The sequence below is a fragment of the Streptomyces sp. NPDC002619 genome (assembly GCF_042889305.1).
Classification (GTDB): Bacteria; Actinomycetota; Actinomycetes; order Streptomycetales; family Streptomycetaceae; genus Streptomyces.
Map to the genome: position 1 here is coordinate 37141 of NZ_JBIAQV010000018.1, position 25520 is coordinate 62660.

The window sequence follows — 25520 nt, forward strand, 5'->3', positions numbered from 1 at the left end:
GTGTCGCGGGCAGCCCACCACCACCCGGGGTCCGGGACCGGTCGGTGGGCCGTTCGTGTGCTGCACGTATGTGCCCAGACCAGGGAGCGGCTGCCTGGCACGTCCCTCGTGGACCTGCCGGGAATCCCCGGCTGCGGATGCGACCTCCCGTAACCCTGAGGCAGCCGAAAAAGAAAAGGAAAAGAAGTGGCGAACCAGTCCCGCCCCAAGGTCAAGAAGTCGCGTGCCCTCGGCATCGCGCTGACCCCGAAGGCCGTCAAGTACTTCGAGGCCCGTCCCTACCCGCCGGGTGAGCACGGCCGTGGCCGCAAGCAGAACTCGGACTACAAGGTCCGTCTGCTCGAGAAGCAGCGTCTGCGCGCTCAGTACGACATCTCCGAGCGCCAGCTCGTCCGCGCCTACGAGCGCGCGTCCAAGGTCCAGGGCAAGACCGGTGAGGCCCTGATCGTCGAGCTGGAGCGTCGTCTCGACGCGCTGGTCCTGCGTTCGGGCATCGCCCGCACGATCTACCAGGCCCGCCAGATGGTCGTCCACGGCCACATCCAGGTCAACGGCCAGAAGGTCGACAAGCCGTCCTTCCGGGTCCGTCCGGACGACGTCGTGCAGGTCCGCGACCGCTCCAAGGACAAGACGCTCTTCCAGATCTCCCGTGAGGGCGGTTTCGCCCCCGAGGGTGAGACCCCGCGCTACCTGCAGGTGAACCTCAAGGCCCTGGCGTTCCGCCTGGACCGCGAGCCGAACCGCAAGGAAGTTCCGGTCATCTGCGACGAGCAGCTCGTCGTCGAGTACTACGCCCGCTGACCCCAGCCCAGGCGTAGCACCTCAGCCCGCCGTCTCCCCGCCCCTCCGGGTGGGCGAGGCGGCGGGTTCGCGCATTCCGGCCGGCTCCAGGGCGTGCTGCACCGGCCCGCGCGGCGCCGGCACGGTCGCTGATGTCCATTCCGCGTGCCGTCCCAGCGCCCGCGCCACCGCCGCCTCCCGGTCGAGCTGCGCCCCCTCCCGCACGCACCTCGCGTACCGCTCGTCCCCGAGCGCCTCCCGGTCGAGCTGCGCCCCCTCCCGCACGCACCTCGCGTACCGCTCGTCCCCGAGCGCCTTCCGGGCCGCCGCCTCGCACAGCTCGTGCGGGGCGTTGTAGTGCGCCGAGCCGCACTGAAGTGACCCCGCGGGTCCCGACTCGTCCAGCCCCTGCCGGGCCGCCCGGTCCATGAACAGCTCGAGCGCCTCGTCCACACCCAGCGGCCCCAGCGGGAACAGCCGCTCACCCGCCGGCGCCAGCGGCCGCCGCCCCACGGAGAGCACCTGCAGACTCGGGGCCCTGCGCAGCAGCTCGGCCACCAGCGCTGCGCACGCGTCCACCAGATGCTCGAACCCGTCGAGCACCAGCAGGAGTTGACGCCCGGCGAGGTACTCGAAGAGCCTCTCGCGCGGCAGGCGGGTGGTGTGGTCCGTCAGCCCCAAGGCCTCTACGACGGCGTAGTCGACGAACTCCGGGTCGTGCACCGGCGCCAGCTCCACCCGCCACACGCCGTCCCGGGGCGCCGGCCGCGCGGTCGCCGCCCGCATCGCGAGCCGCGACTTGCCGACCCCGCCGACCCCGGTCACCGTCACCAGGCGCGCCTCGTCGAGCGCCCGGGCCAGCCCGGCGAGTTCGGCCGAGCGACCCACGAGGACACCGGGCTCGAGGGGGAGATTGCCGACCGCCGGAGGACCGGGGTACACAGGATCTCGCATGAGACACGGAGCGTACTGAAGCGTATTCATTCCGTACCATCGCTTCCCGCAACTCCACCACCCGCGCACGGTAATCCGGTATGGAGCGCTTCCCTCGGCGCGATAGGCTCGGACAAGACTTTTCGATGTTCAGGCACGTTTCAGGGAGCGGGTGCGCACAGTGTCCGGTGGAGAGGTGGCCGGGATCCTGGTGGCTGTCTTCTGGGCGATCCTGGTCTCCTTCCTCGCCGTCGCGCTGGTGAGGCTGGCCCAGACGCTCAAGGCGACCACCAAGCTCGTCGCGGACGTGACCGACCAGGCCGTCCCGCTGCTCGCCGACGCCTCCACGGCCGTGCGCTCCGCACAGACCCAGATCGACCGGGTCGACGCGATCGCCACCGACGTCCAGGAGGTCACGTCGAACGCGTCCGCGCTCTCCACGACCGTCGCGTCCACCTTCGGCGGCCCCCTGGTCAAGGTCGCGGCCTTCGGCTACGGCGTGCGCCGCGCCCTCGGCGGCCGCAAGGAGGACGTGCCCGCCAAGGCGCCCCGGCGTACGGTGATCGTGGGCCGGACCGTTCCGATGGCGCGGCGGAACAAGCGGAAGAAGGACTGAGACCCAGCGATGTTCCGTCGTACGTTCTGGTTCACCACGGGCGTCGCCGCCGGTGTGTGGGCCACCACCAAGGTCAACCGCAAGCTGAAGCAGCTCACCCCCGAGAGCATCGCCGCGACCGCGGCGAACAAGGCGCTCGAGACGGGGCAGCGCCTCAAGGACCGAGCGGTCGCCTTCGCGCTCGACGTCCGCGACAACATGGCCCAGCGCGAGGCCGAACTGGGCGACGCGCTCGGGATCAACGCCCCCGTCGACCCCGAACTCCCCGCACCACGGCGGATCGCCGCCATCGAGAACCGCAGCAACCCGAAGTACGTCGGCGACCCGAGCGATCCGACGTACCAGACGTACCCGTACAACCGGAATGAGGACCACTGATGGAGTCGGCCGAGATTCGCCGCCGCTGGTTGAGCTTCTTCGAGGAGCGCGGTCACACCGTCGTCCCTTCGGCGTCGCTCATCGCGGACGACCCGACTCTGCTCCTCGTCCCGGCCGGCATGGTGCCCTTCAAGCCCTACTTCCTGGGTGAGGTCAAGCCGCCGTTCCCGCGTGCCACCAGCGTGCAGAAGTGTGTGCGCACGCCCGACATCGAAGAGGTCGGCAAGACCACGCGCCACGGCACGTTCTTCCAGATGTGCGGCAACTTCTCCTTCGGCGACTACTTCAAGGAAGGCGCCATCAAGCTCGCCTGGGAGCTCCTCACCAGCCCCCAGGACAAGGGCGGTTACGGCCTCGACCCCGAGCGCCTGTGGATCACCGTCTACAAGGACGACGACGAGGCCGAGCAGATCTGGCACGAGGTCGTCGGCGTGCCCAAGGAGCGCATCCAGCGCCTGGGCATGAAGGACAACTTCTGGTCCATGGGCGTCCCCGGCCCCTGCGGCCCCTGTTCCGAGATCAACTACGACCGAGGTCCCGAGTTCGGCGTCGAGGGCGGCCCCGCCGTCAACGACGAGCGGTACGTGGAGATCTGGAACCTCGTCTTCATGCAGTACGAGCGCGGCGAGGGCACCGGCAAGGACAACTTCGAGATCCTCGGCGACCTCCCGAGCAAGAACATCGACACGGGCCTCGGCCTGGAGCGCCTCGCCATGATTCTGCAGGGCGTGCAGAACATGTACGAGATCGACACCTCCATGGCCGTCATCAAGCGGGCCACCGAGCTGACCGGTGTCCACTACGGCGAATCGCACACCTCGGACGTCTCCCTGCGCGTGGTCACCGACCACATGCGCACGGCCACCATGCTCATCGGCGACGGCGTCACCCCCGGCAACGAGGGCCGCGGCTACGTGCTGCGCCGCATCATGCGCCGCGCCATCCGCAACATGCGCCTCCTCGGCGCCACCGGTCCGGTCGTCAAGGACCTGATCGACGTCGTGATCCGCATGATGGGCCAGCAGTACCCGGAGCTGGTCACCGACGGCGAGCGCATCGAGAAGGTCGCCCTCGCCGAGGAGAACGCCTTCCTCAAGACGCTGAAGGCCGGCACCAACATCCTCGACACCGCCGTCACCGAGACCAAGGCCGCCGGCTCCTCCGTGCTGCCCGGCGACAAGGCCTTCCTGCTCCACGACACCTGGGGCTTCCCGATCGACCTCACCCTCGAGATGGCCGCCGAGCAGGGGCTGGCCGTGGACGAGGACGGATTCCGCCGCCTGATGAAGGAGCAGCGGGAGCGCGCCAAGGCCGACGCCCAGGCCAAGAAGACCGGCCACGCCGACCTCGGTGCCTACCGCGAGATCGCCGACCGGGCCGGTCAGACCGACTTCATCGGTTACTCGGACACCGAGGGCGAGTCCACGATCGTCGGCATCCTCGTCGACGGCGTCTCCTCACCGGCCGCCACCGAGGGCGACGAGGTCGAGGTCGTCCTCGACCGCACCCCGTTCTACGCCGAGGGCGGCGGCCAGATCGGCGACACCGGGCGCATCAGGATCGACTCCGGTGCCGTCATCGAGATCCGCGACACCCAGAAGCCGGTCCCGGGGGTGTACGTCCACAAGGGCGTCGTCCAGGTCGGCGAGGTCACCGTCGGCGCCAAGGCCCACGCCTCGATCGACACCCGCCGCCGCAAGGCCATCGCCCGCGCCCACTCGGCCACGCATCTCACCCACCAGGCCCTGCGTGACGCCCTCGGCCCGACGGCCGCCCAGGCCGGTTCCGAGAACCAGCCGGGCCGCTTCCGTTTCGACTTCGGTTCGCCCTCCGCCGTTCCCACGGCCGTGATGACCGACGTCGAGCAGAAGATCAACGAGGTGCTCGCCCGCGACCTCGACGTGCACGCCGAGGTCATGGGCATCGACGAGGCCAAGAAGCAGGGCGCCATCGCCGAGTTCGGCGAGAAGTACGGCGAGCGGGTCCGCGTCGTCACCATCGGCGACTTCTCCAAGGAGCTGTGCGGCGGCACGCACGTGCACAACACCGCCCAGCTGGGCCTGGTGAAGCTGCTCGGCGAGTCGTCCATCGGCTCGGGTGTGCGCCGTATCGAGGCCCTTGTCGGTGTGGACGCCTACAACTTCCTCGCCCGCGAGCACACGGTCGTCAACCAGCTGACCGAGCTGCTCAAGGGCCGCCCCGAGGACCTGCCCGAGAAGGTCTCCGGCATGCTCGGCAAGCTGAAGGACGCCGAGAAGGAGATCGAGAAGTTCCGCGCCGAGAAGGTGCTGCAGGCCGCCGCAGGTCTCGTCGAGTCGGCCAAGGACATCCACGGTGTGGCCGTCGTCACGGGCCAGGTCCCGGACGGTACGACCCCCGACGACCTGCGCAAGCTGGTCCTCGACGTGCGCGGCCGTATCCAGGGCGGACGCGCCGCGGTCGTGGCCCTCTTCACGGTCACGGGCGGAAAGCCCCTCACGGTCATCGCCACCAACGAGGCCGCCCGCGAGCGTGGTCTCAAGGCCGGTGAACTGGTCCGTACGGCCGCCAAGACCCTCGGCGGCGGCGGTGGCGGCAAGCCGGACGTCGCCCAGGGCGGTGGCCAGAACCCGGCCGCGATCGGCGAGGCCGTCGACGCCGTCGAACGCCTGGTCGCCGAGACGGCGAAGTAGGGCCGGAGCGATGCGCAGAGGACGTCGACTCGCGATCGACGTCGGGGACGCCCGCATCGGGGTCGCCTCGTGCGACCCCGACGGGATCCTCGCCACCCCGGTGGAGACGGTGCCCGGGCGGGACATCCCGGCAGCCCATCGCCGGTTGAAGCAGCTCGTCGAGGAGTACGAGCCGATCGAGGTCGTCGTCGGCCTCCCGCGCTCTCTCAAGGGGGGCGAGGGTCCGGCCGCGGTCAAGGTCCGCGGCTTCGCCCAGGAACTGGCCAAGGGCATCGCCCCGGTGCCGGTGCGCCTGGTCGACGAGCGGATGACGACGGTGACGGCCAGTCAGGGACTGCGCGCCTCGGGCGTGAAGTCCAAGAAGGGCCGTTCCGTGATCGATCAGGCGGCCGCCGTCGTGATCCTCCAGCAGGCCCTGGAATCCGAACGGGTGTCAGGCAAAGTACCCGGCGAGGGCATCGAAGTGGTTATCTGATCGCGATACGGTAACGTTCCGCCGGGTGCGTAGGCTTTTCGAAACAGCTCTCGCGCAACAAGGAGGCGGGTAGCTTCTGGGCTTGGGCGCTCAGAGGCTGACTGCCTCGCGGCTCTAGGGGATCGGTCACTTGCTCCCCAGTCTTCCGGTTGGGGCTTGTCTGCCGTAGGTGGAGGGGCCATGAGTGACCAGCCCGAGTCACCGTGTGGAGGAGGTGTGATCGGTGACTACGTTTCAGGTGAGTGAGAGGACCCACCAGGCTGTGCTTTCTCAGCAGCCTGCGCTGGAATCCGTGACAGCAGACACCCCTGGGAGCAAGGACGAAACGGGTTGCGGACGCTCTATGCGCAAGACTGGGGCAGCTGGCCTGGAACATGGGCGAGGGGAGATGCGAGAGTCTGACCTCCGGACTCTCGCACGTCACCCTGAGGCTGTCGCATCAGCGGCAGATGAGGGAGGAAAAGCTGCCGGTAACGGCAGCGCTACGCAGGCTGCAGTCCCGGGTGCGGCCTTCGTGGCCGTGTTGGACCGGAGCGGTGTCCCGCTGATGCCTTGTCGTCCCATGCGTGCCCGTGAACTTCTTGCCAGGGGGCGCGCGGTTGTCGCGCGGCATACACCGTTCGTCATCAGGCTCAAGGACCGAGAGGCGAAAGAGTCGGTCGTACCCGGTGTGGCGGTGCGCATCGACCCAGGTTCGAAGGGAACCGGCATCGCGGTCACTGCGGATGCCGATGTCGCTGCTGGCTTCGCCACACGGCGAGGGCTGGTGGCGATCGAACTGCGGCACCGTGGGGCCCAAATCCACAAAGCAATGTTGCAGCGAGCCGCATACAGGCGGGCGAGGAGGTCGAGAAACCTCCGTTACCGTGCTCCCCGGTTCGAAAATCGCACTCGACCAGCGGGCTGGTTGGCTCCATCTCTTCAAACTAGAGTCGACACAACATGTTCTGTCGTTCGACGGCTCATCCGGTACTTCCCAGTCTCAGAGCTTCACGTTGAGAGAGTCTCGTTCGATACGCATGCCATGAGCCAAGAAAAAGATCGGCTTGAAACCGGTGAATACCAGCAGGGGACCCTACGCGGGTACGAAGTCCGCCGATATTTGCTGGAAAAATGGGGTAGAGCGTGTGCGTACTGCGGGGCTTGCGACGTCCCGCTGCAAGTAGAACACATTCAGTCGAGGATCAGTGGTGGCTCCGGCCGAATCGCCAATCTCACACTTGCATGTGGGCCTTGTAACTCGGAAAAGGGTGCGCGATCGGTAGCAGAATTCCTTAGTTTTCACCCGGCTGTACTTAATAAGATTTTGGCCCAGGCGAAGACTCCGTTGAGGGATGCGGCTGTTATGAACTCAACGAGATGGCGCATTGCCGATCAACTCCGTTCAACAGGGCTGCCCGTCCACTCCTGGTCCGGCGGGCGTACACAGTACAACCGCGTGAACCATGGCTTGGCGAAGACGCACACTCTGGACGCTTTGGCCGTGGGTGAAGTCAAGGACGGTATGCGGATCGTTCGGTTCCCGGCGAAGGTGCTGGTCGCGAGTGCGGCAAGCCGTGGAATGTATGCTCGTACGCGCCCAGATCGGCATGGGTTTCCACGCCTGGCTTTGCCCCGCAACAAGCAGTTCTTCGGCTATGCCACAGGTGATCTTGTTCGTGCGGTCCTCCCGTCCGGTAAATACGCGGGTGCATGGACGGGACGAGTCGCTGTGCGTGCGACGGGACGCTTCGATGTCCGCTCTGAGCGCGGTATTGCCCAGGGCGTCCACCATCGCTACGTCCATTTGCTCCAAAGGTCCGACGGCTACGGCTACATCACCCGAGAGGAGGAAGATGCGCGTTGCTGCGCCAATGGCGTAAGCATGCGCATCGACCGCTCTGATGACTGAGTATGGCCGGGGCCCAGGCTCCGAACCGTGGCATCCAGAGGACCCGTTGTACGGGGACGGCGGATGGGGAGGACAGCAGGCCGACGGCCGGCAGTCCCCCTACGGCGGCCAGCCGAGGGGGTATCCACAGCAGCCGCAGCAGCAGTACGACGACTGGGGCCAGGCCCAGCAGGGCGAGTACGACCAGCAGCAGTACCAGCAGTACTACGACCAGCAGGGCCAGCAGCAGTACGCCCCCCAGGCCCAGCCGCAGCAGCAGTACCCGCAGAGTGGCTGGGACGCCACCGGCACCCACGGTCAGGTGCCCTACGCCGCCGACCCGGGCGATCCGTACGGCCAGCAGCCCGTGGCGTACGGCGCCGAGCAGCCCGACTTCTACGGCACGCCCGACGCCTATCCGCCGCCCCAGCCGCCCGGCCGCAGGCGCCCCGAGCCGAAGCCCGAGACCGACTGGGATCCCGGTCCCGACCAGGGCGAACACGCCTTCTTCTCGGGCGGCGACGACGATGACGACGACTTCGACGACGACCCGCGGGGCCGTAGTGGGCGCGGCGACCGGCGGGGCAAGAACGCCAAAGGCGGCAAGGGCGCCAAGAAGCGGCGCAGCGGTTGCGCCTGCCTGGTGGTCGTCCTGGTCTTCGGCGGGGGTATCGGCGGGGCCGGATACATCGGGTTCAAGTACTTCCAGAATCGTTTTGGCCCGGCCCCGGACTACGAGGGCAGCGGCAACGGCGAGAAGGTGACCGTCGAGATCCCCAAGGGCGCGGGCGGATACGTCATCGGCCAGAAGCTGAAGGAGGCGGGCGTCATCGAGAGCGTCGACGCGTTCGTCTCCGCCCAGGGCGCGAATCCCAACGGCAAGTCGATCCAGGACGGCATCTACACGCTGCAGAAGCACATGTCGGCCGCCAGCGCGGTCGACCTGATGCTCAGCCCGAAGAGCCGCAACAACCTGGTCCTCGCCGAGGGCCTGCGCAACACGGCGGTCTACGAGCTGATCGACAAGCGCCTCGAAGTGAAGAAGGGCACCACGGCGGCCATCGCCAAGAAGGACTACAAGAAACTCGGCCTGCCCTCCTGGGCCCTGAACCACCCCAACCTGAAGGACCCGCTGGAAGGATTCCTCTACCCCTCCAGCTACGCGGTCGCCAAGGGCCAGAAGCCCGAGGCCGTCCTGAAGGAGATGGTCGCGCGAGCCGGCCAGAAGTACGACGAGCTCGGCGTGAAGAAGAAGGCCAAGGAGTTCAACCTGGACAACCCGTTCCAGCTTGTGACGGTCGCGAGCCTGGTCCAGGCCGAGGGCAAGACGCACGACGACTTCCGCAAGATGGCCGAAGTCATCTACAACCGCCTCAAGTCCACGAACACCGAGACCAACCAGCTCCTGCAGTTCGACTCGACCTTCAACTACCTCAAGGGCACGAGCAACATCCACATCACCACGTCCGAGATCAACAGCAACAAGGACCCGTACAACACCTACACCAACCGGGGTCTGCCACCCGGTCCCATCGGAAACCCCGGGGACGACGCGCTGAAGGCGGCGCTGAATCCGACCGACGAGGGCTGGATCTACTTCGTGGCGACCGATGGCAAGAACAACACCGAGTTCGCGAAGACCTACAACGAATTCCTGAAGCTCAAGGGTAAGTTCGATGCCAATTCGGGCAACTGACGCCCGCCGGGCGGCTGTGCTCGGGTCGCCCATCGCCCACTCGCTCTCCCCGGTGCTGCACCGGGCCGCGTACGCCGAACTCGGGCTCACCGAATGGTCGTACGACCGCTTCGAGGTTGACGAGGCCAGGCTGCCCGGCTTCGTCGAGAAGCTCGGGCCCGAGTGGGCGGGGCTGTCGTTGACCATGCCGCTGAAGCGGGCGGTCATTCCGCTGCTCGACGAGATAAGCGAGACGGCCGCCTCCGTCGACGCGGTCAACACCGTCGTCTTCACCGAGGACGGCCGCCGTCTGGGCGACAACACCGACATCCCGGGCATGATCGCCGCGTTGCGTGAGCACGGCATCGAGGAGGTCGGCTCCGCAGCGATCCTCGGCGCCGGCGCAACCGCGTCCTCCGCGCTCGCCGCCCTGGCCAGGATCTGCACCGGCGAGGTCGTCGCCTACGTCCGCAGCGAGGCGCGGGCCGTCGAGATGCGGCAGTGGGGCGAGCGGCTCGACGTCGAGGTCCGTACGGCCGACTGGGCGGACGCGGCCGAGGCCCTGCGCGCCCCGCTCGTGATCGCCACCACGCCCGCCGACACCACCGACGCCCTCGCCGCCGCCGTACCCGAGCGGCCCGCCACCCTCTTCGACGTGCTGTACGAACCCTGGCCGACCGCCCTCGCGGCCCGCTGGTCCATGTTCGGCGGCGCCGTCGTCAGCGGCTTGGACCTGCTGGTCCACCAGGCCGTGCTCCAGGTCGAGCAGATGACCGGCCGCGCCCCGGCACCGCTGGACGCCATGCGCCGCGCCGGGGAGAAGGCGCTCGCCGAGCGCTGACGCCCGTCGGCGCGTCCGTCTGCTGGACCGGAGGCCGGGACCGGGCGGTGGACGTGGGAGGATCGGAGGTGGCGGACCGGGGCCGCGCACCCGGTCGGGCCGTCGCCGTACGCGAGGACGTGCGTACGCAGGCAGTACCAGGGCGCGAGCACTGAGGAGCACCGTTGAGCAGGCTGCGTTGGCTGACCGCGGGGGAGTCCCACGGTCCCGCACTCGTCGCGACGCTGGAGGGCCTTCCCGCCGGCGTGCCGATCACCACGGAGATGGTGGCGGACCACCTCGCGCGGCGGCGGCTCGGCTATGGCCGCGGTGCCCGTATGAAGTTCGAGCGCGACGAGGTCACCTTCCTGGGCGGTGTCCGGCACGGCCTCACGATCGGCTCCCCGGTCGCGATCATGGTGGGCAACACCGAGTGGCCCAAGTGGGAGCAGGTCATGGCGGCCGACCCGGTCGACCCGGAGGTGCTGGCGGGCCTCGCCCGCAATGTGCCGCTGACCCGTCCGCGTCCGGGGCATGCCGACCTCGCGGGCATGCAGAAGTACGGCTTCGACGAGGCCCGGCCGATTCTGGAGCGCGCCTCCGCCCGGGAGACCGCGGCGCGGGTGGCGCTGGGCGCGGTGGCCCGGTCGTACCTGAAGGAGACGACGGGCATCGAGATCGTCTCGCACGTCGTCGAGCTGGCCTCCGCGAAGGCCCCGCACGGCGTGTACCCCACCCCTGCCGATGTCGAGAAGCTGGACGCCGACCCGGTGCGCTGTCTGGACGCGGACGCGTCGAAGGCGATGGTCGCGGAGATCGACCAGGCCCACAAGGACGGCGACACCCTCGGCGGCGTCGTCGAGATCCTCGCCTACGACGTGCCGGTGGGCCTCGGCTCGCACGTGCACTGGGACCGCAAGCTGGACGCCCGGCTCGCGGGCGCGCTCATGGGCATCCAGGCGATCAAGGGCGTCGAGATCGGGGACGGCTTCGAACTGGCCCGGGTGCCCGGCTCCCAGGCACACGACGAGATCGTGAAGACCGACGAGGGCATCAGGCGGGTCTCCGGCCGCTCCGGCGGCACCGAGGGCGGCCTGAGCACCGGTGAACTGCTGCGCGTGCGCGCCGCGATGAAGCCGATCGCGACCGTGCCGCGCGCCCTGCAGACCGTGGACGTCTCCACCGGCGAGCCGGCGCAGGCCCACCACCAGCGCTCCGACGTGTCCGCGGTCCCGGCGGCCGGAATCGTCGCCGAGGCCATGGTGGCGCTCGTCCTCGCGGACGCGGTCGCCGAGAAGTTCGGCGGCGACAGCGTGGCCGAGACCCGCCGCAACGTGCGCTCGTACCTCGACCACCTGGTCATCCGGTGAGCCCCGTGCCGGTCGTCGTCCTCGTGGGTCCCATGGGCGTCGGCAAGTCGACCGTAGGGCAGCTCCTGGCCGACCGGCTGGGCGTCGTCTACCGCGACACCGACGACGACATCGTGGCCGCCGAGGGGCGGACCATCGCCGAGATCTTCGTGGACGAGGGTGAACCCGCCTTTCGGGCCCTCGAGAAGCGGGCCGTGGGCCTGGCGCTGGCCGAACATGACGGCGTTCTCGCCCTCGGGGGCGGAGCGATCCTCGACGAGGACACGCGTGCCCTGCTCGCCGGGCACCGTGTGGTCTATCTCTCGATGGACGTGGAGGAAGCCGTCAAACGCACCGGCCTCAACGTCGCCCGGCCCCTGCTCACCGTCAACCCGCGCAAGCAGTGGCGCGAACTGATGGACGCGCGGCGGCACCTGTACGAGGAGGTCGCCACGGCCGTCGTCGCGACGGACGGCCGTACGCCCGAAGAGGTCACCCAAGTCGCACTGGACGCACTGGAGTTGAAAGAAGCATGAGCGAGACGGTGACGCGGATCCAGGTCGGCGGCACGGCGGGCACCGAACCGTACGAGGTTCTGGTCGGCCGTCAGCTCCTGGGCGAGCTGGCCGGGTTGATCGGCGACAAGTCCCACCCGTCGCCCACCACCACCCTCAACCGAGGCGCTTCGCGCCACAGCCATACTCAAAGGGTCGCGGTGCTCCACCCGGAGGCGCTCGCCGAGACCGGCGACGCGCTCCGGGCCGACCTGGCCGAGCAGGGCTACGAGGCCGTCGCCATCCAGGTGCCGAACGCGGAGGAGGCCAAGACCGCCGAGGTCGCCGCCTACTGCTGGAAGGCGCTCGGCCAGTCCGGCTTCACCCGCTCCGACGTCATCGTCGGCGTGGGCGGCGGGGCGACCACCGACCTGGCCGGGTTCGTGGCCGCGACCTGGCTGCGCGGCGTGCGCTGGATCGCCGTACCGACGACCGTGCTGGCCATGGTCGACGCGGCGGTCGGCGGCAAGACCGGCATCAACACGGCCGAGGGCAAGAACCTCGTCGGCGCCTTCCACCCGCCCGCAGGCGTCCTGTGCGATCTGGCCGCGCTGGACTCCCTCCCGGTCAACGACTACGTCTCGGGCCTGGCGGAGATCATCAAGGCCGGTTTCATCGCCGACCCCGTGATCCTCGACCTCATCGAGTCCGACCCCGAGGCGGCACGCACCCCGGCCGGCCCCCACACCGCCGAGCTGATCGAGCGGTCCATCCGCGTCAAGGCGGAGGTCGTCTCCTGCGACCTCAAGGAATCGGGCCTGAGGGAGATCCTCAACTACGGCCACACACTCGGCCACGCCATCGAGAAGAACGAGCGCTACACGTGGCGGCACGGCGCCGCCGTCGCGGTCGGCATGCACTTCGCCGCCGAACTCGGGCGCCTCGCGGGCCGGTTGGACGACGCGACGGCCGATCGGCACCGCACGGTCCTGGAGTCCGTCGGACTGCCCTTGCACTACCGCTACGACCAGTGGCCCAAGCTGGTGGAGACGATGAAGGTCGACAAGAAGTCCCGCGGGGACCTGCTGCGCTTCATCGTCCTGGACGGACTGGGCAAGCCCACCGTCCTGGAGGGCCCGGATCCGGCCGTGCTGCTCGCCGCGTACGGCGAGGTGGGGCAGTAAGTCCCCGCGGGCACCATCTGCCCGATTCTCCTTCCGCAACGGGCACTTCGGACCGCCCCCGGCCGTTTCACCAATCGACGGCCGGGGACGGTACCGTTCAGTAAGGAGCGGGGTTCGCACTCCGCTGCCGGCGTCAATCGCCTGGCCGAGAGACACGAGACGGAGTGGCACCGGATGCAGCACGCAGTGGGGTCTCCGCTGCCGCCGCCCCACCAGCCGGGGCAGGGACCGGCCACCGGCTGGTCGCCGGCCGCACACCACCCCGGAGCCCAGCCGGGTGCCGCTCCTGTTCCCCCACCGCCACCGGCACCGGGCTTCACCGGACCCGGAGCCGCTACCGGACCCGTACCGCCTTCGCCACCGCAGCACACCGTCGCCCCGCCCGCGCCGGACACCACCGGTCACGTCCCGCTGCCGCCCGGCGGCCCCGTCGCCGTGCCCAGCGCACCGCCCGCCACGGCCACCGCGCCCGACCCGACCACCACGACCCTGGCCGTGCTGCTGATCGGCCCCGCCGGCGCGGGCAAGACCAGCGTCGCCCAGTACTGGGCGGACCACCGCCGGGTCCCCACCGCCCACATCAGCCTCGACGACGTGCGCGAATGGGTCCGCTCGGGCTTCGCCGACCCCCAGTCCGGCTGGAACGACCACTCCGAGGCGCAGTACCGCCTCGCCCGCCGCACCTGCGGCTTCGCCGCGCGGAACTTCCTGGCCAACGGCATCTCGTGCATCCTCGACGACGCCGTCTTCCCGGACCGCCCGGTCGTCGGCCTGGGTGGCTGGAAACGCCATGTCGGCCCCGGCCTGCTCCCGGTCGTCCTCCTGCCCGGCCTGGACGTCGTCCTGGAGCGCAACGCGGAACGCATCGGCAACCGCCGCCTCACCGACGAGGAGGTGGCCCGCATCCACGGCCGCATGGCCGGCTGGTACGGCTCGGGCCTCCCGATCATCGACAACTCCCAACTGGACGTCCCGAGCACGGCCCGGCTACTGGACGACGTCCTGGCCAGAGCGATAGCAAGCCCCCCGAACTGGTAGACACCGGGACTGTCCTGCTTTGAGGGGGGCGGGGCTGTATCGATGTGCGGCTCCGCCGCATGGGCGCGAACAACCCCCACGACCCGCACCCAGCACACACAGACGAACCCACCCTCTCCCCCAACCGAACCCTCCCAACCGGCACAATCCGGCCACGACTCCTACGCTCGTGTCATGTCAGAGGTGTACGCAGCCCGCCGCAACAAACTGAGGGAACGCTGCAACGCGGCCGGCAGCGCGGCAGCCCTCGTCTCGCGCCCAGCGAATGTGCGCTATCTCTCCGGCGTCGCCCCGGAGGGCGCCGTCCTGCTCCTGGGCAGACACGAGGACCTCCTGGTCTGCGCGTCCCCGCCGGACGACCGCCCCTTCGAGGGGCGCCCCGACGACTCCCTGAGGCTGCACGTCCTGCCCACCGCCGGAGGCGACGCCGCCGTCGCTGCCGCCGGCCTGGCCGTCGCTCAGGACGCCGACTCCCTCGCCGTCGAGGAACACCACCTCACCGTCGCCCGGCACCGCGCCCTCGGCTCCGTCGCGTCGCGGCTGCGCCTATCCGATCTGGGGTGCGCCGTCGAACAGCTGAGGGTCGTCAAGGACGAGGAGGAGATCTCCTGTCTGCGCATCGGCGCGGAGATCGCCGACCAGGCCCTCGGTGAGCTCCTCGAGTCCATCCTGGTGGGCCGTACCGAGCGCCATCTCGCGCTGGAGCTGGAGCGGCGCCTGGTCGACCACGGTGCCGACGGACCCGCCTTCCCGACGTCCGTCGCCACCGGACCGCACTCCGGCCGCCGCGGTCACCGGCCCACGGACCGGCGTGTCGAGGAGGGCGACTTCCTCTCGGTCTGCCTGGGCGCGACGTACCGCGGCTACCGCTGCGAGATCGGCCGTACGTTCGTGATCGGCACGTCCCCCGCGGACTGGCAGATCGAGCTGTACGACCTGGTCTTCGCCGCCCAGCGCGCCGGACGCGAGGCCCTGGCGCCCGGCGCAGCCTTCCGAGACGTGGACCGCGCCGCACGCCAGGTGCTGGACTCCGCGGGCCATTCCGACGGGCTCCAGCCGCTGACCGGGCACGGCGTCGGACTCGAAATCGACGAGGACCCGCAGCTGGCTCCCGCCGCCATGGGTAAACTGGACGCTTGCGTGCCGGTCACCGTCGAACCGGGGGTCCACCTCCCGGGCCGGGGCGGTGTCCGGATCGATGACACGCTCGTCGTACGCCCCGAGGCGGACGGCGGACCCGAGCTACTCACCATCACGACCAAGGAGCTGCTCGCGCTGTAGGTGCGTGCCCCGGGGTCGTCCACGTCAGTCCAGGAGATTCCGCAACCGTGGCTTCCACGAACGACCTCAAGAACGGCCTTGTGCTCAAGCTCGAAGGCGGCCAGCTCTGGTCCGTCGTCGAGTTCCAGCATGTCAAGCCCGGCAAGGGCCCGGCCTTCGTGCGCACCAAGCTCAAGAACGTGCTCTCCGGCAAGGTCGTCGACAAGACCTTCAACGCCGGCGTCAAGGTCGAGACGGCCACTGTCGACAAGCGCGACATGCAGTTCTCGTACATGGACGGCGAGTACTTCGTCTTCATGGACATGGAGACCTACGACCAGCTGATGGTCGACCGCAAGGCCGTCGGCGACGCCGCCAACTTCCTGATCGAGGGCTTCTCGGCCACCGTCGCGCAGCACGAGGGCGAGGTGCTCTTCGTCGAGCTCCCGGCCGCCGTCGAGCTGGTCGTGCAGGAGACCGAGCCGGGCGTCCAGGGCGACCGCTCCACCGGCGGCACCAAGCCCGCCACCCTGGAGACCGGTCACCAGATCCAGGTTCCGCTCTTCATCACCACCGGTGAGAAGATCAAGGTCGACACCCGCACGAGCGACTACCTCGGCCGGGTGAACAGCTAACCGTGGCTGCCCGCAACACGGCCCGCAAGCGCGCCTTCCAGATCCTCTTCGAGGGCGACCAGCGCGGCGCCGACGTCCTCACGGTCCTCGCGGACTGGATCCGGCTCTCCCGGGACGACACCCGGCAGCCGCCGGTGAGCGAGTACACGATGCAGCTGATCGAGGGCTACGCCGAGCACGCGCGGCGCATCGACGAGCTGATCGCCCAGTACGCGGTGGGCTGGACGCTCGACCGGATGCCGGTCGTCGACCGCAACATCCTGCGTCTGGGCGCGTACGAGCTGATCTGGGTCGACGGGACCCCGGACGCCGTCGTCCTCGACGAGATGGTGCAGCTGGCGAAGGAGTTCTCCACGGACGAGTCGCCCTCGTTCGTCAACGGCCTGCTCGGCCGGCTGAAGGAGCTCAAGCCCTCGCTCCGCCGGGACGAGGCGTAAGAGGTACGGCACCGAGGCAAGGCGCCGCCAGGGGGCCCGCAGCGTGACTGCTGCGGGCCCCCTGGCGTTCCTGTGCCCAAGGCACCTCCGAAGGCCGCAGAAAGCCGCCGGGGCGGCCGGAAGTATGCGTTCCGGCCGCCCCGGCGGCACGTTTCTGCTGTTGGGCCGAGCGGGCTCAGGCCTCTTCGTGGGTGGCCACGGCGCGGCGCGCGTCCGCGTCCAGCACGCCCCAGCTGATCAGCTGCTCGGTCAGGACCGAGGGCGACTGGTCGTAGATGACGGCCAGGGTGCGCAGGTCGTCCTGGCGGATCGACAGCACCTTGCCGTTGTAGTCACCGCGCTGGGACTGGATCGTCGCGGCGTACCGCTGGAGCGGGCCCGCCTTCTCGGCCGGCACCGTGGCCAGCCGCTCAAGGTCCAGGACCAGCTTCGGCGGCGGCTCGGCGGCGCCGCCGGGCGTGGTGCCGGGCAGCAGCTCCTGCACGGGGACACCATAGAAGTCCGCGAGCTCTGCGAGGCGCTGCACGGTCACCGCGCGGTCACCGCGCTCGTACGAACCGACGACCACGGCCTTCCAGCGGCCCTGGGACTTCTCCTCGACACCGTGGAGGGAAAGGCCCTGCTGGGTGCGGATGGCCCGGAGCTTGGCCCCGAGCTGTTTGGCGTATTCGCTGGACATATAGCTCCCCGGACACTGTGTCGACGCGACGGGCTGGGTGCCGTGCCGCGCGGCTGGTAACTCACTGTGAGGTTACGCAGCGTGACTCTCATGCGTCAAGCCGAATGGTCCACACCGACTCTTCCGTGGCGGCGCCGGCCCGTTACGCCAAGGGGGTGATCAGGGGTGTCCCCATGGCCTGCTAGGGTAGATGCCGCAAATCCGACGTCCTTTAAGGTCCGTCCCGTGAGGCGGAGAAGGAGGTCCGTTTCATATGGACATGCAAGCGTCCGATGCCCGGCCCGTGCTCGAAGGGCCCGACATCGCGCGGGTACTGACCCGCATCGCCCACGAGATCGTCGAGCGCGCCAAGGGCGCCGACGACGTGGTGCTCCTCGGCATTCCGACCAGAGGCGTCTTCCTCGCCCAGCGGCTCGCCGTCAAGCTCGAGCAGATCACCGACCGCAAGATTCCCGTCGGTTCGCTCGACATCACCATGTACCGTGACGACCTGCGCATGCACCCGCCGCGTGCGCTGGCCCGCACCGAGATTCCCGGTGACGGCATCGACGGACGCCTCGTCGTCCTCGTCGACGACGTGCTCTTCTCCGGCCGCACCATCCGCGCCGCCCTCGACGCGCTGAACGACATCGGGCGCCCGCGCGCGGTCCAGCTCGCGGTCCTCGTCGACCGCGGCCACCGCGAACTGCCCATCCGCGCCGACTACGTCGGCAAGAACCTCCCCACGTCGCTGCGGGAGACGGTCAAGGTCCAGCTCGCCGAGGAGGACGGTCGCGACACCGTGCTGCTCGGTGTGAAGCCGGCCCAGTAGCGAGCCGACAGCGCGCACCCGCCCGTGCGGCGCCTCCGCTCACGCCCGCTTGCCCGGCTGTGCCTTCTGGGGGACACCCCCAGACCCCCGCTCCCCGAAACCTGAACTGCCTTACGGAGCCTGACAGATGCAGCGTCATCTCATCTCGGCCGCCGACCTCACCCGCGACGACGCCGTCCTGATCCTCGACACCGCCGAGGAGATGGCCCGGGTCGCGGACCGGCCGATCAAGAAACTGCCGACCCTGCGCGGCCGGACGATCGTCAACCTCTTCTTCGAGGACTCGACCCGGACCCGGATCTCCTTCGAGGCCGCGGAGAAGCGGCTGTCGGCGGATGTGATCAACTTCACCGCCAAGGGGTCGAGTGTCTCCAAGGGCGAGTCTCTGAAGGACACCGCCCAGACCCTGGAGGCGATGGGCGTCGACGCCGTCGTCATCCGGCACGGCGCCTCCGGAGCCCCCTACCGCCTGGCCAACTCCGGCTGGATCGACGCCGCCGTCATCAACGCCGGCGACGGCACGCACCAGCACCCGACGCAGGCCCTGCTTGACGCGTTCACCATGCGCCGCCGGCTGGTCGGCCGGGACGCCGGCATAGGACAGGACCTGGCCGGCAAGCGGATCACCCTCGTCGGCGATGTCCTGCACAGCCGCGTCGCCCGCTCCAACGTCGACCTGCTGCACACGCTCGGCGCCGAGGTCACCCTGGTCGCCCCGCCCACGCTCGTGCCGGTCGGCGTGGAGACCTGGCCGTGCGAGGTGTCGTACGACCTCGACAGCACGCTCTCCAAGTCCGACGCGGTGATGATGCTCCGCGTCCAGCGCGAGCGGATGAACGCGGCCTTCTTCCCGACCGAGCGCGAGTACTCGCGGCGCTACGGCCTCGACGGCGAGCGCATGGCGAAGATGCCCGAGCACGCCATCGTGATGCACCCCGGCCCGATGGTCCGCGGCATGGAGATCACCGCCGAGGTCGCCGACTCCCCGCGCTGCACCGTCGTCGAGCAGGTCGCCAACGGAGTCTCCATCCGGATGGCCGTCCTCTACCTGCTGCTCGGCGGCAACGAACCCGCCGTCAGCCACGCCCGCACCAACGAGGAGAAGTAGTCCCATGAGCAAGATCCTGATCCGTGGTGCGAGGGTGCTCGGCGGCGAGCCGCAGGACGTACTGATCGAAGGCGAGGTCATCGAGGCGGTCGGCACCGGCCTGTCCGTCGAGGGCGCCGAGGTCGTCGAGGCCGGCGGCAAGGTGCTGTTGCCGGGCCTGGTCGACCTGCACACCCATCTGCGCGAGCCGGGCCGCGAGGACTCCGAGACTGTGCTGACCGGCACCCGGGCCGCCGCGAGCGGTGGCTACACCGCCGTGTTCGCCATGGCCAACACCTTCCCGGTCGCCGACACCGCCGGCGTCGTCGAGCAGGTCTACCGGCTCGGCCAGGAGCACGGCTACTGCGACGTGCAGCCCATCGGCGCCGTCACCGTCGGCCTGGAGGGCAGGAAGCTCGCCGAGCTGGGTGCCATGCACGAGTCGGCCGCCGGGGTCACCGTCTTCTCCGACGACGGCAAGTGCGTCGACGACGCCGTGATCATGCGCCGGGCTCTGGAGTACGTGAAGGCCTTCGGCGGCGTCGTCGCCCAGCACGCGCAGGAGCCGCGGCTGACGGAAGGCGCCCAGATGAACGAGGGCGTCGTCTCCGCCGAGCTGGGCCTGGGCGGCTGGCCCGCCGTCGCCGAGGAGTCGATCATCGCCCGGGACGTCCTGCTCGCCGAGCACGTCGGCTCCCGCGTCCACATCTGCCACCTCTCCACCGCCGGGTCCGTCGAGATCGTCCGCTGGGCCAAGTCCCGCGGCATCGACGTCACCGCCGAGGTCACCCCGCATCACCTCCTCCTCACCGACGAACTGGTGCGCACGTACAACCCCGTCTACAAGGTCAACCCGCCGCTGCGCACAGAGCGCGACGTGCTCGCCCTGCGCCAGGCGCTCGCCGACGGCACGATCGACATCGTCGCCACCGACCACGCCCCGCACCCGCACGAGGACAAGGACTGCGAGTGGGCCGCGGCGGCCATGGGCATGGTCGGCCTGGAGACCGCCCTGTCGGTCGTCCAGCAGACGATGGTGGAGACCGGGCTGCTCGACTGGGCCGGCGTCGCCGACCGCATGTCGGTCACGCCCGCGCGGATCGGCCGGGCCCCGGGCCACGGACGTCCGGTCTCGGCAGGCGAACCTGCCAACCTGACCCTCGTCGACACCGCATACCGTGGCGAGGTGGACCCCGCGGGCTTCGCCTCGCGCAGCCGCAACACCCCGTACCAGGGGCGCGAGCTGCCGGGCCGTGTCACGCACACATGGCTGCGGGGCAAGGCCACGCTCGTCGACGGGAAGCTCACGTGACACCTCTGCAGCAACTGACGTACCTCGCCATCGAGAAGAAGTCCGCCGAGGTGACCGACTGGGCCGCCCGCATCGGCTGGCTCGTCGGGCTCGCTCTCTTCGTCGCGCTCGTCTACTGGCTGATGCGCGAGGGCTGGAAGTGGCGCGGCACGCTCCAAGGCGACCTGCCCGAGCTGCCCAGCGCGCCGGACACGACCGGCCCGGCGAAACTGAGCATGTCGGGCCGCTACCACGGCTCCACGACGGCCGGGCAGTGGCTGGACCGCATCGTGGCGCACGGCCTCGGCACCCGCAGCCGGGCCGAGCTCACGCTGACCGAGGCGGGCCTCGACGTCGTACGCCCCGGGGCGGCCGACTTCTTCGTCCCGGCCGCGGCGTTGCGCGAGGCCCGGCTCGACAAGGGCATCGCGGGCAAGGTCCTCACCGAGGGCGGACTGCTCGTGGTGACCTGGGCGCACGGCGACAGGCTGATCGACTCCGGTTTCCGCTCCGACCGCGCGGCCGAGCACACCGAGTGGGTCGAGGCCATCAACTCCATGATCAAGACAACCAGCACGGAAGGCGCCGAACGATGACGACCTCCACCAGGGGCACCGTGAAGGTTCCCGCCGTACTCGTCCTGGAGGACGGCCGCACCTTCCGTGGCCGAGCCTACGGGGCCGTGGGGGAGACCTTCGGCGAGGCCGTGTTCTCCACCGGGATGACCGGTTATCAGGAAACCCTGACCGACCCGTCGTACGACCGCCAGATCGTCGTCGCGACCGCCCCGCAGATCGGCAACACCGGCTGGAACGACGAGGACGACGAGTCGAGCCGCATCTGGGTCTCCGGCTATGTCGTGCGCGACCCCGCGCGCGTGCCGTCCAACTGGCGGGCCAAGCGCTCCCTCGACGACGAACTGGTGACGCAGCACGTCGTCGGCATCTCCGGCATCGACACCCGCGCCCTCACCCGCCATCTGCGCGAGCGCGGTTCGATGCGCGCCGGGATCTTCTCCGGCGAGGCGATCGCCCCGGAGAACGAGCTCGTCGCGCGCGTGCAGGCACAGCCGCACATGAAGGGCGCGAGCCTCTACGAGGAGGTCGCGACCGAGGAGGCGTACGTCGTCCCGGCGATCGGCGAGAAGCGTTTCACCGTCGCCGCGATCGACCTCGGCATCAAGGGCATGACCCCGCACCGCATGGCCGAGCGCGGCATAGAGGTCCACGTGCTGCCCGCCACCGCGACCGAGGAGGACGTGTATGCCGTCGCACCCGACGGAGTCTTCTTCTCCAACGGACCCGGTGACCCGGCCGCGGCCGACGGCCCGGTCGCGCTCATGGCCGCCGTCCTGAAGCGGAAGACGCCCCTGTTCGGCATCTGCTTCGGCAACCAGATCCTCGGCCGCGCCCTCGGCTTCGGCACCTACAAGCTGAAGTACGGCCACCGGGGCATCAACCAGCCGGTCCAGGACCGTACGACCGGCAAGGTCGAGGTCACCGCGCACAACCACGGCTTCGCCGTGGACGCACCGCTCGACCGGGTCAGCGAGACGCCGTTCGGCCGCGCCGAGGTGTCCCACGTCTGCCTCAACGACGACGTCGTGGAGGGGCTGCGGCTGCTCGACCAGCCGGCCTTCTCCGTCCAGTACCACCCCGAAGCGGCAGCGGGCCCGCACGACGCCGCCTACCTGTTCGACCGCTTCGTATCCCTGTTGGAGGGCCAGCGTGCCTAAGCGCACCGATATCCAGTCCGTCCTGGTCATCGGCTCCGGCCCGATCGTTATCGGCCAGGCCGCCGAGTTCGACTACTCGGGCACGCAGGCCTGCCGCGTCCTGCGCGCCGAGGGCCTGCGGGTCATCCTCGTCAACTCCAACCCGGCGACGATCATGACCGACCCGGAGATCGCCGACGCCACCTATGTCGAGCCGATCACCCCGGAGTTCGTCGAGAAGATCATCGCCAAGGAGCGCCCGGACGCCCTGCTGCCCACCCTGGGCGGCCAGACGGCCCTCAACACCGCGATCTCGCTGCACGAGAACGGCGTCCTGGACAAGTACGGCGTCGAACTGATCGGCGCCAAGGTCGAGGCCATCCACAAGGGCGAGGACCGCGACCTGTTCAAGCTGGTCGTGGAGGCCGTCCGCGCGAAGATCGGGCACGGCGAGTCCGCCCGCTCCGTGATCTGCCACGCTATGGACGAGGTCCTCGCCGGTGTCGACGAGCTCGGCGGCTACCCGGTCGTCGTCCGCCCGTCCTTCACCATGGGCGGCGCCGGCTCCGGCTTCGCGCACGACGAGGACGAGTTGCGCCGCATCGCCGGCCAGGGCCTCACGCTCTCGCCGACCACCGAGGTGCTCCTCGAGGAGTCCATCCTCGGCTGGAAGGAGTACGAGCTGGAGCTGATGCGCGACAAGCACGACAACGTCGTGGTCGTCTGCTCCATCGAGAACTTCGACCCCATGGGCGTCCACACCGGCGACTCGATCACCGTCGCCCCGTCGATGACCCTGACCGACCGCGAGTACCAGATCCTGCGCGACATCGGCATCGCCGTGATCCGCGAGGTCGGCGTCGACACGGGCGGCTGCAACATCCAGTTCGCGGTGAACCCCGAGGACGGCCGCGTGATCGTCATCGAGATGAACCCGCGCGTGTCGCGGTCCTCGGCGCTCGCCTCCAAGGCGACCGGATTCCCGATCGCAAAGATCGCCGCCAAGCTAGCCGTCGGCTACACCCTCGACGAGATCCCCAACGACATCACGCGCGAGACCCCGGCCTCCTTCGAGCCGACGCTCGACTACGTCGTCGTCAAGGCCCCGCGGTTCGCGTTCGAGAAGTTCCCGCAGGCCGACTCCACGCTGACCACCACCATGAAATCGGTCGGCGAGGCCATGGCCATCGGCCGCAACTTCCCCGAGGCCTTCCAGAAGGCGCTGCGCTCGCTGGAGAAGAAGGGCAGCCAGTTCACCTTCGTCGGCGACCCCGGCGACAAGGCCGAGCTGCTGGCTCAGGCGGTACGGCCCACCGACGGCCGGATCAACACGGTCATGCAGGCCATCCGCGCGGGCGCCACCGCCGAGGAGGTCTTCGAGTTCACGAAGATCGACCCCTGGTTCGTCGACCAGCTCTTCCTCATCAAGGAGATCGCCGACGAGCTGGCCGAGGCACCGGGGCTCACATCCGAACTGCTCGCCGAGGCCAAGCGGCACGGCTTCTCCGACCACCAGATCGGCGAGATCCGCGGCCTGCGCGAGGATGTCGTCCGCGAGGTCCGGCACGCGCTGGGCGTGCGCCCGGTGTACAAGACGGTCGACACCTGCGCCGCCGAGTTCGCCGCGAAGACGCCGTACTTCTACTCCTCCTACGACGAGGAGACCGAGGTCGCCCGGCGCGAGAAGCCCGCGGTGATCATCCTGGGCTCCGGCCCCAACCGCATCGGCCAGGGCATCGAGTTCGACTACTCCTGCGTCCACGCCTCCTTCGCGCTGTCCGACGCCGGGTACGAGACCGTGATGGTCAACTGCAACCCGGAGACCGTCTCCACGGACTACGACACCTCCGACCGCCTGTACTTCGAGCCGCTGACCCTCGAGGACGTGCTGGAGATCGTGCACGCCGAGTCGCTCGCCGGCCCGATCGCGGGCGTCGTCGTGCAGCTCGGCGGCCAGACCCCGCTCGGTCTGTCGCAGGCACTGAAGGACAACGGCGTGCCGATCGTGGGCACCTCGCCCGAGGCCATCCACGCCGCCGAGGACCGGGGCGCCTTCGGCCGCGTCCTCGCCGAGGCCGGCCTGCCCGCTCCCAAGCACGGCACGGCCACCACCTTCGCCGAGGCCAAGGCCATCGCCGACGAGATCGGCTACCCGGTCCTGGTCCGGCCGTCGTACGTCCTCGGCGGGCGCGGCATGGAGATCGTGTACGACGAGACGCGCCTCGCCTCCTACATCGCCGAGTCGACCGAGATCAGCCCCTCCCGGCCGGTACTCGTCGACCGTTTCCTCGACGACGCCATAGAGATCGACGTCGACGCCCTGTACGACGGCGAGGAGCTGTACCTCGGCGGTGTCATGGAGCACATCGAGGAGGCCGGCATCCACTCCGGCGACTCGGCGTGCGCCCTGCCCCCGATCACGCTGGGCGGCTTCGACATCAAGCGGCTCAGGGCTTCCACGGAGGCCATCGCGCGCGGTGTCGGCGTGCGCGGGCTGATCAACATCCAGTTCGCGATGGCCGGCGACATCCTGTACGTCCTGGAGGCCAACCCGCGCGCCTCCCGTACGGTCCCCTTCACCTCGAAGGCGACCGCGGTGCCGCTCGCGAAGGCCGCCGCTCGGATCTCCCTGGGCGCGACCGTCGCCGAACTGCGCGCCGAGGGACTGCTCCCCGCGACGGGCGACGGCGGCGAACTGCCGCTGGACGCGCCGATCTCCGTCAAGGAGGCCGTCATGCCGTGGTCGCGCTTCCGCGACATCCACGGCCGTGGCGTCGACACCGTCCTCGGCCCGGAGATGCGCTCCACGGGCGAGGTCATGGGCATCGACTCCGTCTTCGGCACGGCCTACGCCAAGTCCCAGGCGGGCGCCTACGGCCCGCTGCCCACCAAGGGGCGGGCGTTCATCTCGGTCGCCAACCGCGACAAGCGCTCGATGATCTTCCCCGCGCGCGAACTGGTCGCCCACGGCTTCGAACTGCTCGCCACGTCCGGCACGGCCGAGGTGCTCAAGCGCAACGGCATCCACGCCACCATCGTGCGCAAGCAGTCCGAGGGCACCGGCCCGAACGGCGAGAAGACCATCGTCCAGCTCATCCACGACGGTGAGGTCGACCTCATCGTCAACACCCCGTACGGCACCGGCGGCCGCCTCGACGGCTACGACATCCGTACTGCGGCGGTGGCCCGCTCCGTGCCGTGCCTGACGACGGTCCAGGCGCTCGCCGCGGCGGTCCAGGGCATCGACGCCCTCAACCACGGGGACGTGGGCGTCCGTTCGCTCCAGGAACACGCGGAACGCCTGACCGCGGCCCGCGACTAG

Annotated in this window: 22 protein-coding genes and 2 pseudogenes; 22 read left to right on the top strand and 2 right to left on the bottom strand. The window is 69.5% G+C overall.

Annotation, left to right across the window (positions count from 1 at the left end; translation table 11 throughout):
* The first annotated feature begins 186 nt into the window (after positions 1-186).
* Positions 187-801, top strand: coding sequence for a 30S ribosomal protein S4 (rpsD, locus tag ACFYXB_RS25890; protein WP_351350727.1), 615 nt, complete (start codon positions 187-189; stop codon positions 799-801).
* Positions 802-1182: 381 nt separating this feature from the next.
* Here the strand turns inward: rpsD and ACFYXB_RS25895 are convergent.
* Positions 1183-1734: pseudogene (locus ACFYXB_RS25895) on the bottom strand (AAA family ATPase); the annotation flags it as partial.
* A gap of 151 nt (positions 1735-1885) precedes the next feature.
* Here ACFYXB_RS25895 and ACFYXB_RS25900 point away from each other — a divergent pair.
* From ACFYXB_RS25900 to nusB, 15 genes and pseudogenes are all read left to right on the top strand, one after another.
* Positions 1886-2329 carry a DUF948 domain-containing protein gene (locus ACFYXB_RS25900; RefSeq protein ID WP_351350725.1) on the top strand — a complete coding sequence of 148 codons (444 nt, stop codon included), beginning with the start codon at positions 1886-1888 and terminating at the stop codon, positions 2327-2329.
* 9 nt (positions 2330-2338) lie between these two features.
* Positions 2339-2707, top strand: a complete 369-nt coding sequence (locus ACFYXB_RS25905) for a hypothetical protein (RefSeq protein ID WP_351350723.1) — start codon at positions 2339-2341, stop codon at positions 2705-2707.
* On the top strand, positions 2707-5379 hold the full coding sequence (gene alaS / locus ACFYXB_RS25910) for an alanine--tRNA ligase (protein WP_389586393.1): 2673 nt from the start codon (positions 2707-2709) through the stop codon (positions 5377-5379). Before ACFYXB_RS25905 ends, alaS begins: the two co-directional genes overlap by 1 nt.
* Before the next feature lie 10 nt (positions 5380-5389).
* Positions 5390-5854: a Holliday junction resolvase RuvX gene (ruvX, locus tag ACFYXB_RS25915; protein WP_389586395.1), complete on the top strand. Its 465-nt coding sequence runs from the start codon at positions 5390-5392 to the stop codon at positions 5852-5854.
* A gap of 388 nt (positions 5855-6242) precedes the next feature.
* Positions 6243-7331 (top strand): annotated as a pseudogene (gene iscB / locus ACFYXB_RS25920) (RNA-guided endonuclease IscB); the annotation flags it as partial.
* Positions 7332-7337: 6 nt separating this feature from the next.
* The gene (locus ACFYXB_RS25925) at positions 7338-7745 is read left to right on the top strand and encodes a hypothetical protein (RefSeq protein WP_389586550.1); all 408 of its coding nucleotides are present in this window, start codon (positions 7338-7340) and stop codon (positions 7743-7745) included.
* The gene (gene mltG / locus ACFYXB_RS25930) at positions 7738-9420 is read left to right on the top strand and encodes an endolytic transglycosylase MltG (RefSeq protein ID WP_389586397.1); all 1683 of its coding nucleotides are present in this window, start codon (positions 7738-7740) and stop codon (positions 9418-9420) included. The genes ACFYXB_RS25925 and mltG overlap by 8 nt, the downstream gene beginning before the upstream one ends.
* Entirely contained in the window at positions 9401-10240 is an 840-nt protein-coding gene (locus tag ACFYXB_RS25935; protein WP_389586399.1) for a shikimate dehydrogenase, read from the top strand. Before mltG ends, ACFYXB_RS25935 begins: the two co-directional genes overlap by 20 nt.
* A 164-nt stretch (positions 10241-10404) precedes the next feature.
* On the top strand, positions 10405-11589 hold the full coding sequence (aroC, locus tag ACFYXB_RS25940) for a chorismate synthase (RefSeq protein ID WP_389586401.1): 1185 nt from the start codon (positions 10405-10407) through the stop codon (positions 11587-11589).
* Between the two features lie 32 nt (positions 11590-11621).
* Positions 11622-12104 (top strand): shikimate kinase, encoded by a 483-nt coding sequence (locus ACFYXB_RS25945; protein WP_388499191.1) that lies wholly within the window; start codon positions 11622-11624, stop codon positions 12102-12104.
* Positions 12101-13246 carry a 3-dehydroquinate synthase gene (aroB, locus tag ACFYXB_RS25950; RefSeq protein WP_388499070.1) on the top strand — a complete coding sequence of 382 codons (1146 nt, stop codon included), beginning with the start codon at positions 12101-12103 and terminating at the stop codon, positions 13244-13246. The genes ACFYXB_RS25945 and aroB overlap by 4 nt, the downstream gene beginning before the upstream one ends.
* Positions 13247-13420: 174 nt before the next feature.
* Positions 13421-14284, top strand: a complete 864-nt coding sequence (locus ACFYXB_RS25955; RefSeq protein ID WP_389586403.1) for a Pro-rich N-terminal domain-containing protein — start codon at positions 13421-13423, stop codon at positions 14282-14284.
* Between the two features lie 174 nt (positions 14285-14458).
* A complete protein-coding gene (locus ACFYXB_RS25960; RefSeq protein ID WP_389586405.1) occupies positions 14459-15565 on the top strand; it encodes an aminopeptidase P family protein in 1107 nt (368 codons plus the stop codon).
* A 47-nt stretch (positions 15566-15612) separates the two neighbouring features.
* Positions 15613-16179, top strand: a complete 567-nt coding sequence (gene efp, locus ACFYXB_RS25965) for an elongation factor P (RefSeq protein ID WP_018570203.1) — start codon at positions 15613-15615, stop codon at positions 16177-16179.
* Between the two features lie 2 nt (positions 16180-16181).
* Positions 16182-16616, top strand: a complete 435-nt coding sequence (nusB, locus tag ACFYXB_RS25970; RefSeq protein WP_351350703.1) for a transcription antitermination factor NusB — start codon at positions 16182-16184, stop codon at positions 16614-16616.
* 175 nt (positions 16617-16791) lie between these two features.
* Here nusB and bldD read toward each other — a convergent pair whose 3' ends face one another.
* Positions 16792-17295, bottom strand: coding sequence for a transcriptional regulator BldD (bldD, locus tag ACFYXB_RS25975; RefSeq protein ID WP_014671524.1), 504 nt, complete (start codon positions 17293-17295; stop codon positions 16792-16794).
* Positions 17296-17548: 253 nt separating this feature from the next.
* Here bldD and pyrR point away from each other — a divergent pair, with 253 nt between their 5' ends.
* From pyrR to carB, 6 genes are all read left to right on the top strand, one after another.
* Complete coding sequence (pyrR, locus tag ACFYXB_RS25980) at positions 17549-18106, top strand: bifunctional pyr operon transcriptional regulator/uracil phosphoribosyltransferase PyrR (RefSeq protein ID WP_351355834.1); 558 nt, start codon at positions 17549-17551, stop codon at positions 18104-18106.
* Positions 18107-18233: 127 nt separating this feature from the next.
* Positions 18234-19214, top strand: a complete 981-nt coding sequence (locus ACFYXB_RS25985; RefSeq protein WP_351355837.1) for an aspartate carbamoyltransferase catalytic subunit — start codon at positions 18234-18236, stop codon at positions 19212-19214.
* A gap of 4 nt (positions 19215-19218) precedes the next feature.
* Complete coding sequence (locus ACFYXB_RS25990; RefSeq protein ID WP_389586408.1) at positions 19219-20505, top strand: dihydroorotase; 1287 nt, start codon at positions 19219-19221, stop codon at positions 20503-20505.
* On the top strand, positions 20502-21080 hold the full coding sequence (locus ACFYXB_RS25995; protein ID WP_351355843.1) for a hypothetical protein: 579 nt from the start codon (positions 20502-20504) through the stop codon (positions 21078-21080). Before ACFYXB_RS25990 ends, ACFYXB_RS25995 begins: the two co-directional genes overlap by 4 nt.
* Positions 21077-22219, top strand: coding sequence for a glutamine-hydrolyzing carbamoyl-phosphate synthase small subunit (carA, locus tag ACFYXB_RS26000; RefSeq protein ID WP_389586410.1), 1143 nt, complete (start codon positions 21077-21079; stop codon positions 22217-22219). The genes ACFYXB_RS25995 and carA overlap by 4 nt, the downstream gene beginning before the upstream one ends.
* Complete coding sequence (carB, locus tag ACFYXB_RS26005; RefSeq protein WP_389586412.1) at positions 22212-25520, top strand: carbamoyl-phosphate synthase large subunit; 3309 nt, start codon at positions 22212-22214, stop codon at positions 25518-25520. Before carA ends, carB begins: the two co-directional genes overlap by 8 nt.

Bases quoted from the DNA above. Each gene is read 5' to 3' on its own strand.
- ACFYXB_RS25905 (WP_351350723.1), top strand. From the start codon at position 2,339: ATGTTCCGTCGTACGTTCTGGTTCACCACGGGCGTCGCCGCCGGTGTG.
- alaS (WP_389586393.1), top strand. From the start codon at position 2,707: ATGGAGTCGGCCGAGATTCGCCGCCGCTGGTTGAGCTTCTTCGAGGAG.
- ruvX (WP_389586395.1), top strand. From the start codon at position 5,390: ATGCGCAGAGGACGTCGACTCGCGATCGACGTCGGGGACGCCCGCATC.
- mltG (WP_389586397.1), top strand. From the start codon at position 7,738: ATGACTGAGTATGGCCGGGGCCCAGGCTCCGAACCGTGGCATCCAGAG.
- ACFYXB_RS25935 (WP_389586399.1), top strand. From the start codon at position 9,401: ATGCCAATTCGGGCAACTGACGCCCGCCGGGCGGCTGTGCTCGGGTCG.
- ACFYXB_RS25945 (WP_388499191.1), top strand. From the start codon at position 11,622: ATGGGCGTCGGCAAGTCGACCGTAGGGCAGCTCCTGGCCGACCGGCTG.
- aroB (WP_388499070.1), top strand. From the start codon at position 12,101: ATGAGCGAGACGGTGACGCGGATCCAGGTCGGCGGCACGGCGGGCACC.
- ACFYXB_RS25955 (WP_389586403.1), top strand. From the start codon at position 13,421: ATGCAGCACGCAGTGGGGTCTCCGCTGCCGCCGCCCCACCAGCCGGGG.
- ACFYXB_RS25960 (WP_389586405.1), top strand. From the start codon at position 14,459: ATGTCAGAGGTGTACGCAGCCCGCCGCAACAAACTGAGGGAACGCTGC.
- bldD (WP_014671524.1), bottom strand. From the start codon at position 17,295: ATGTCCAGCGAATACGCCAAACAGCTCGGGGCCAAGCTCCGGGCCATC.
- pyrR (WP_351355834.1), top strand. From the start codon at position 17,549: ATGGACATGCAAGCGTCCGATGCCCGGCCCGTGCTCGAAGGGCCCGAC.
- ACFYXB_RS25985 (WP_351355837.1), top strand. From the start codon at position 18,234: ATGCAGCGTCATCTCATCTCGGCCGCCGACCTCACCCGCGACGACGCC.
- ACFYXB_RS25990 (WP_389586408.1), top strand. From the start codon at position 19,219: ATGAGCAAGATCCTGATCCGTGGTGCGAGGGTGCTCGGCGGCGAGCCG.
- carA (WP_389586410.1), top strand. From the start codon at position 21,077: ATGACGACCTCCACCAGGGGCACCGTGAAGGTTCCCGCCGTACTCGTC.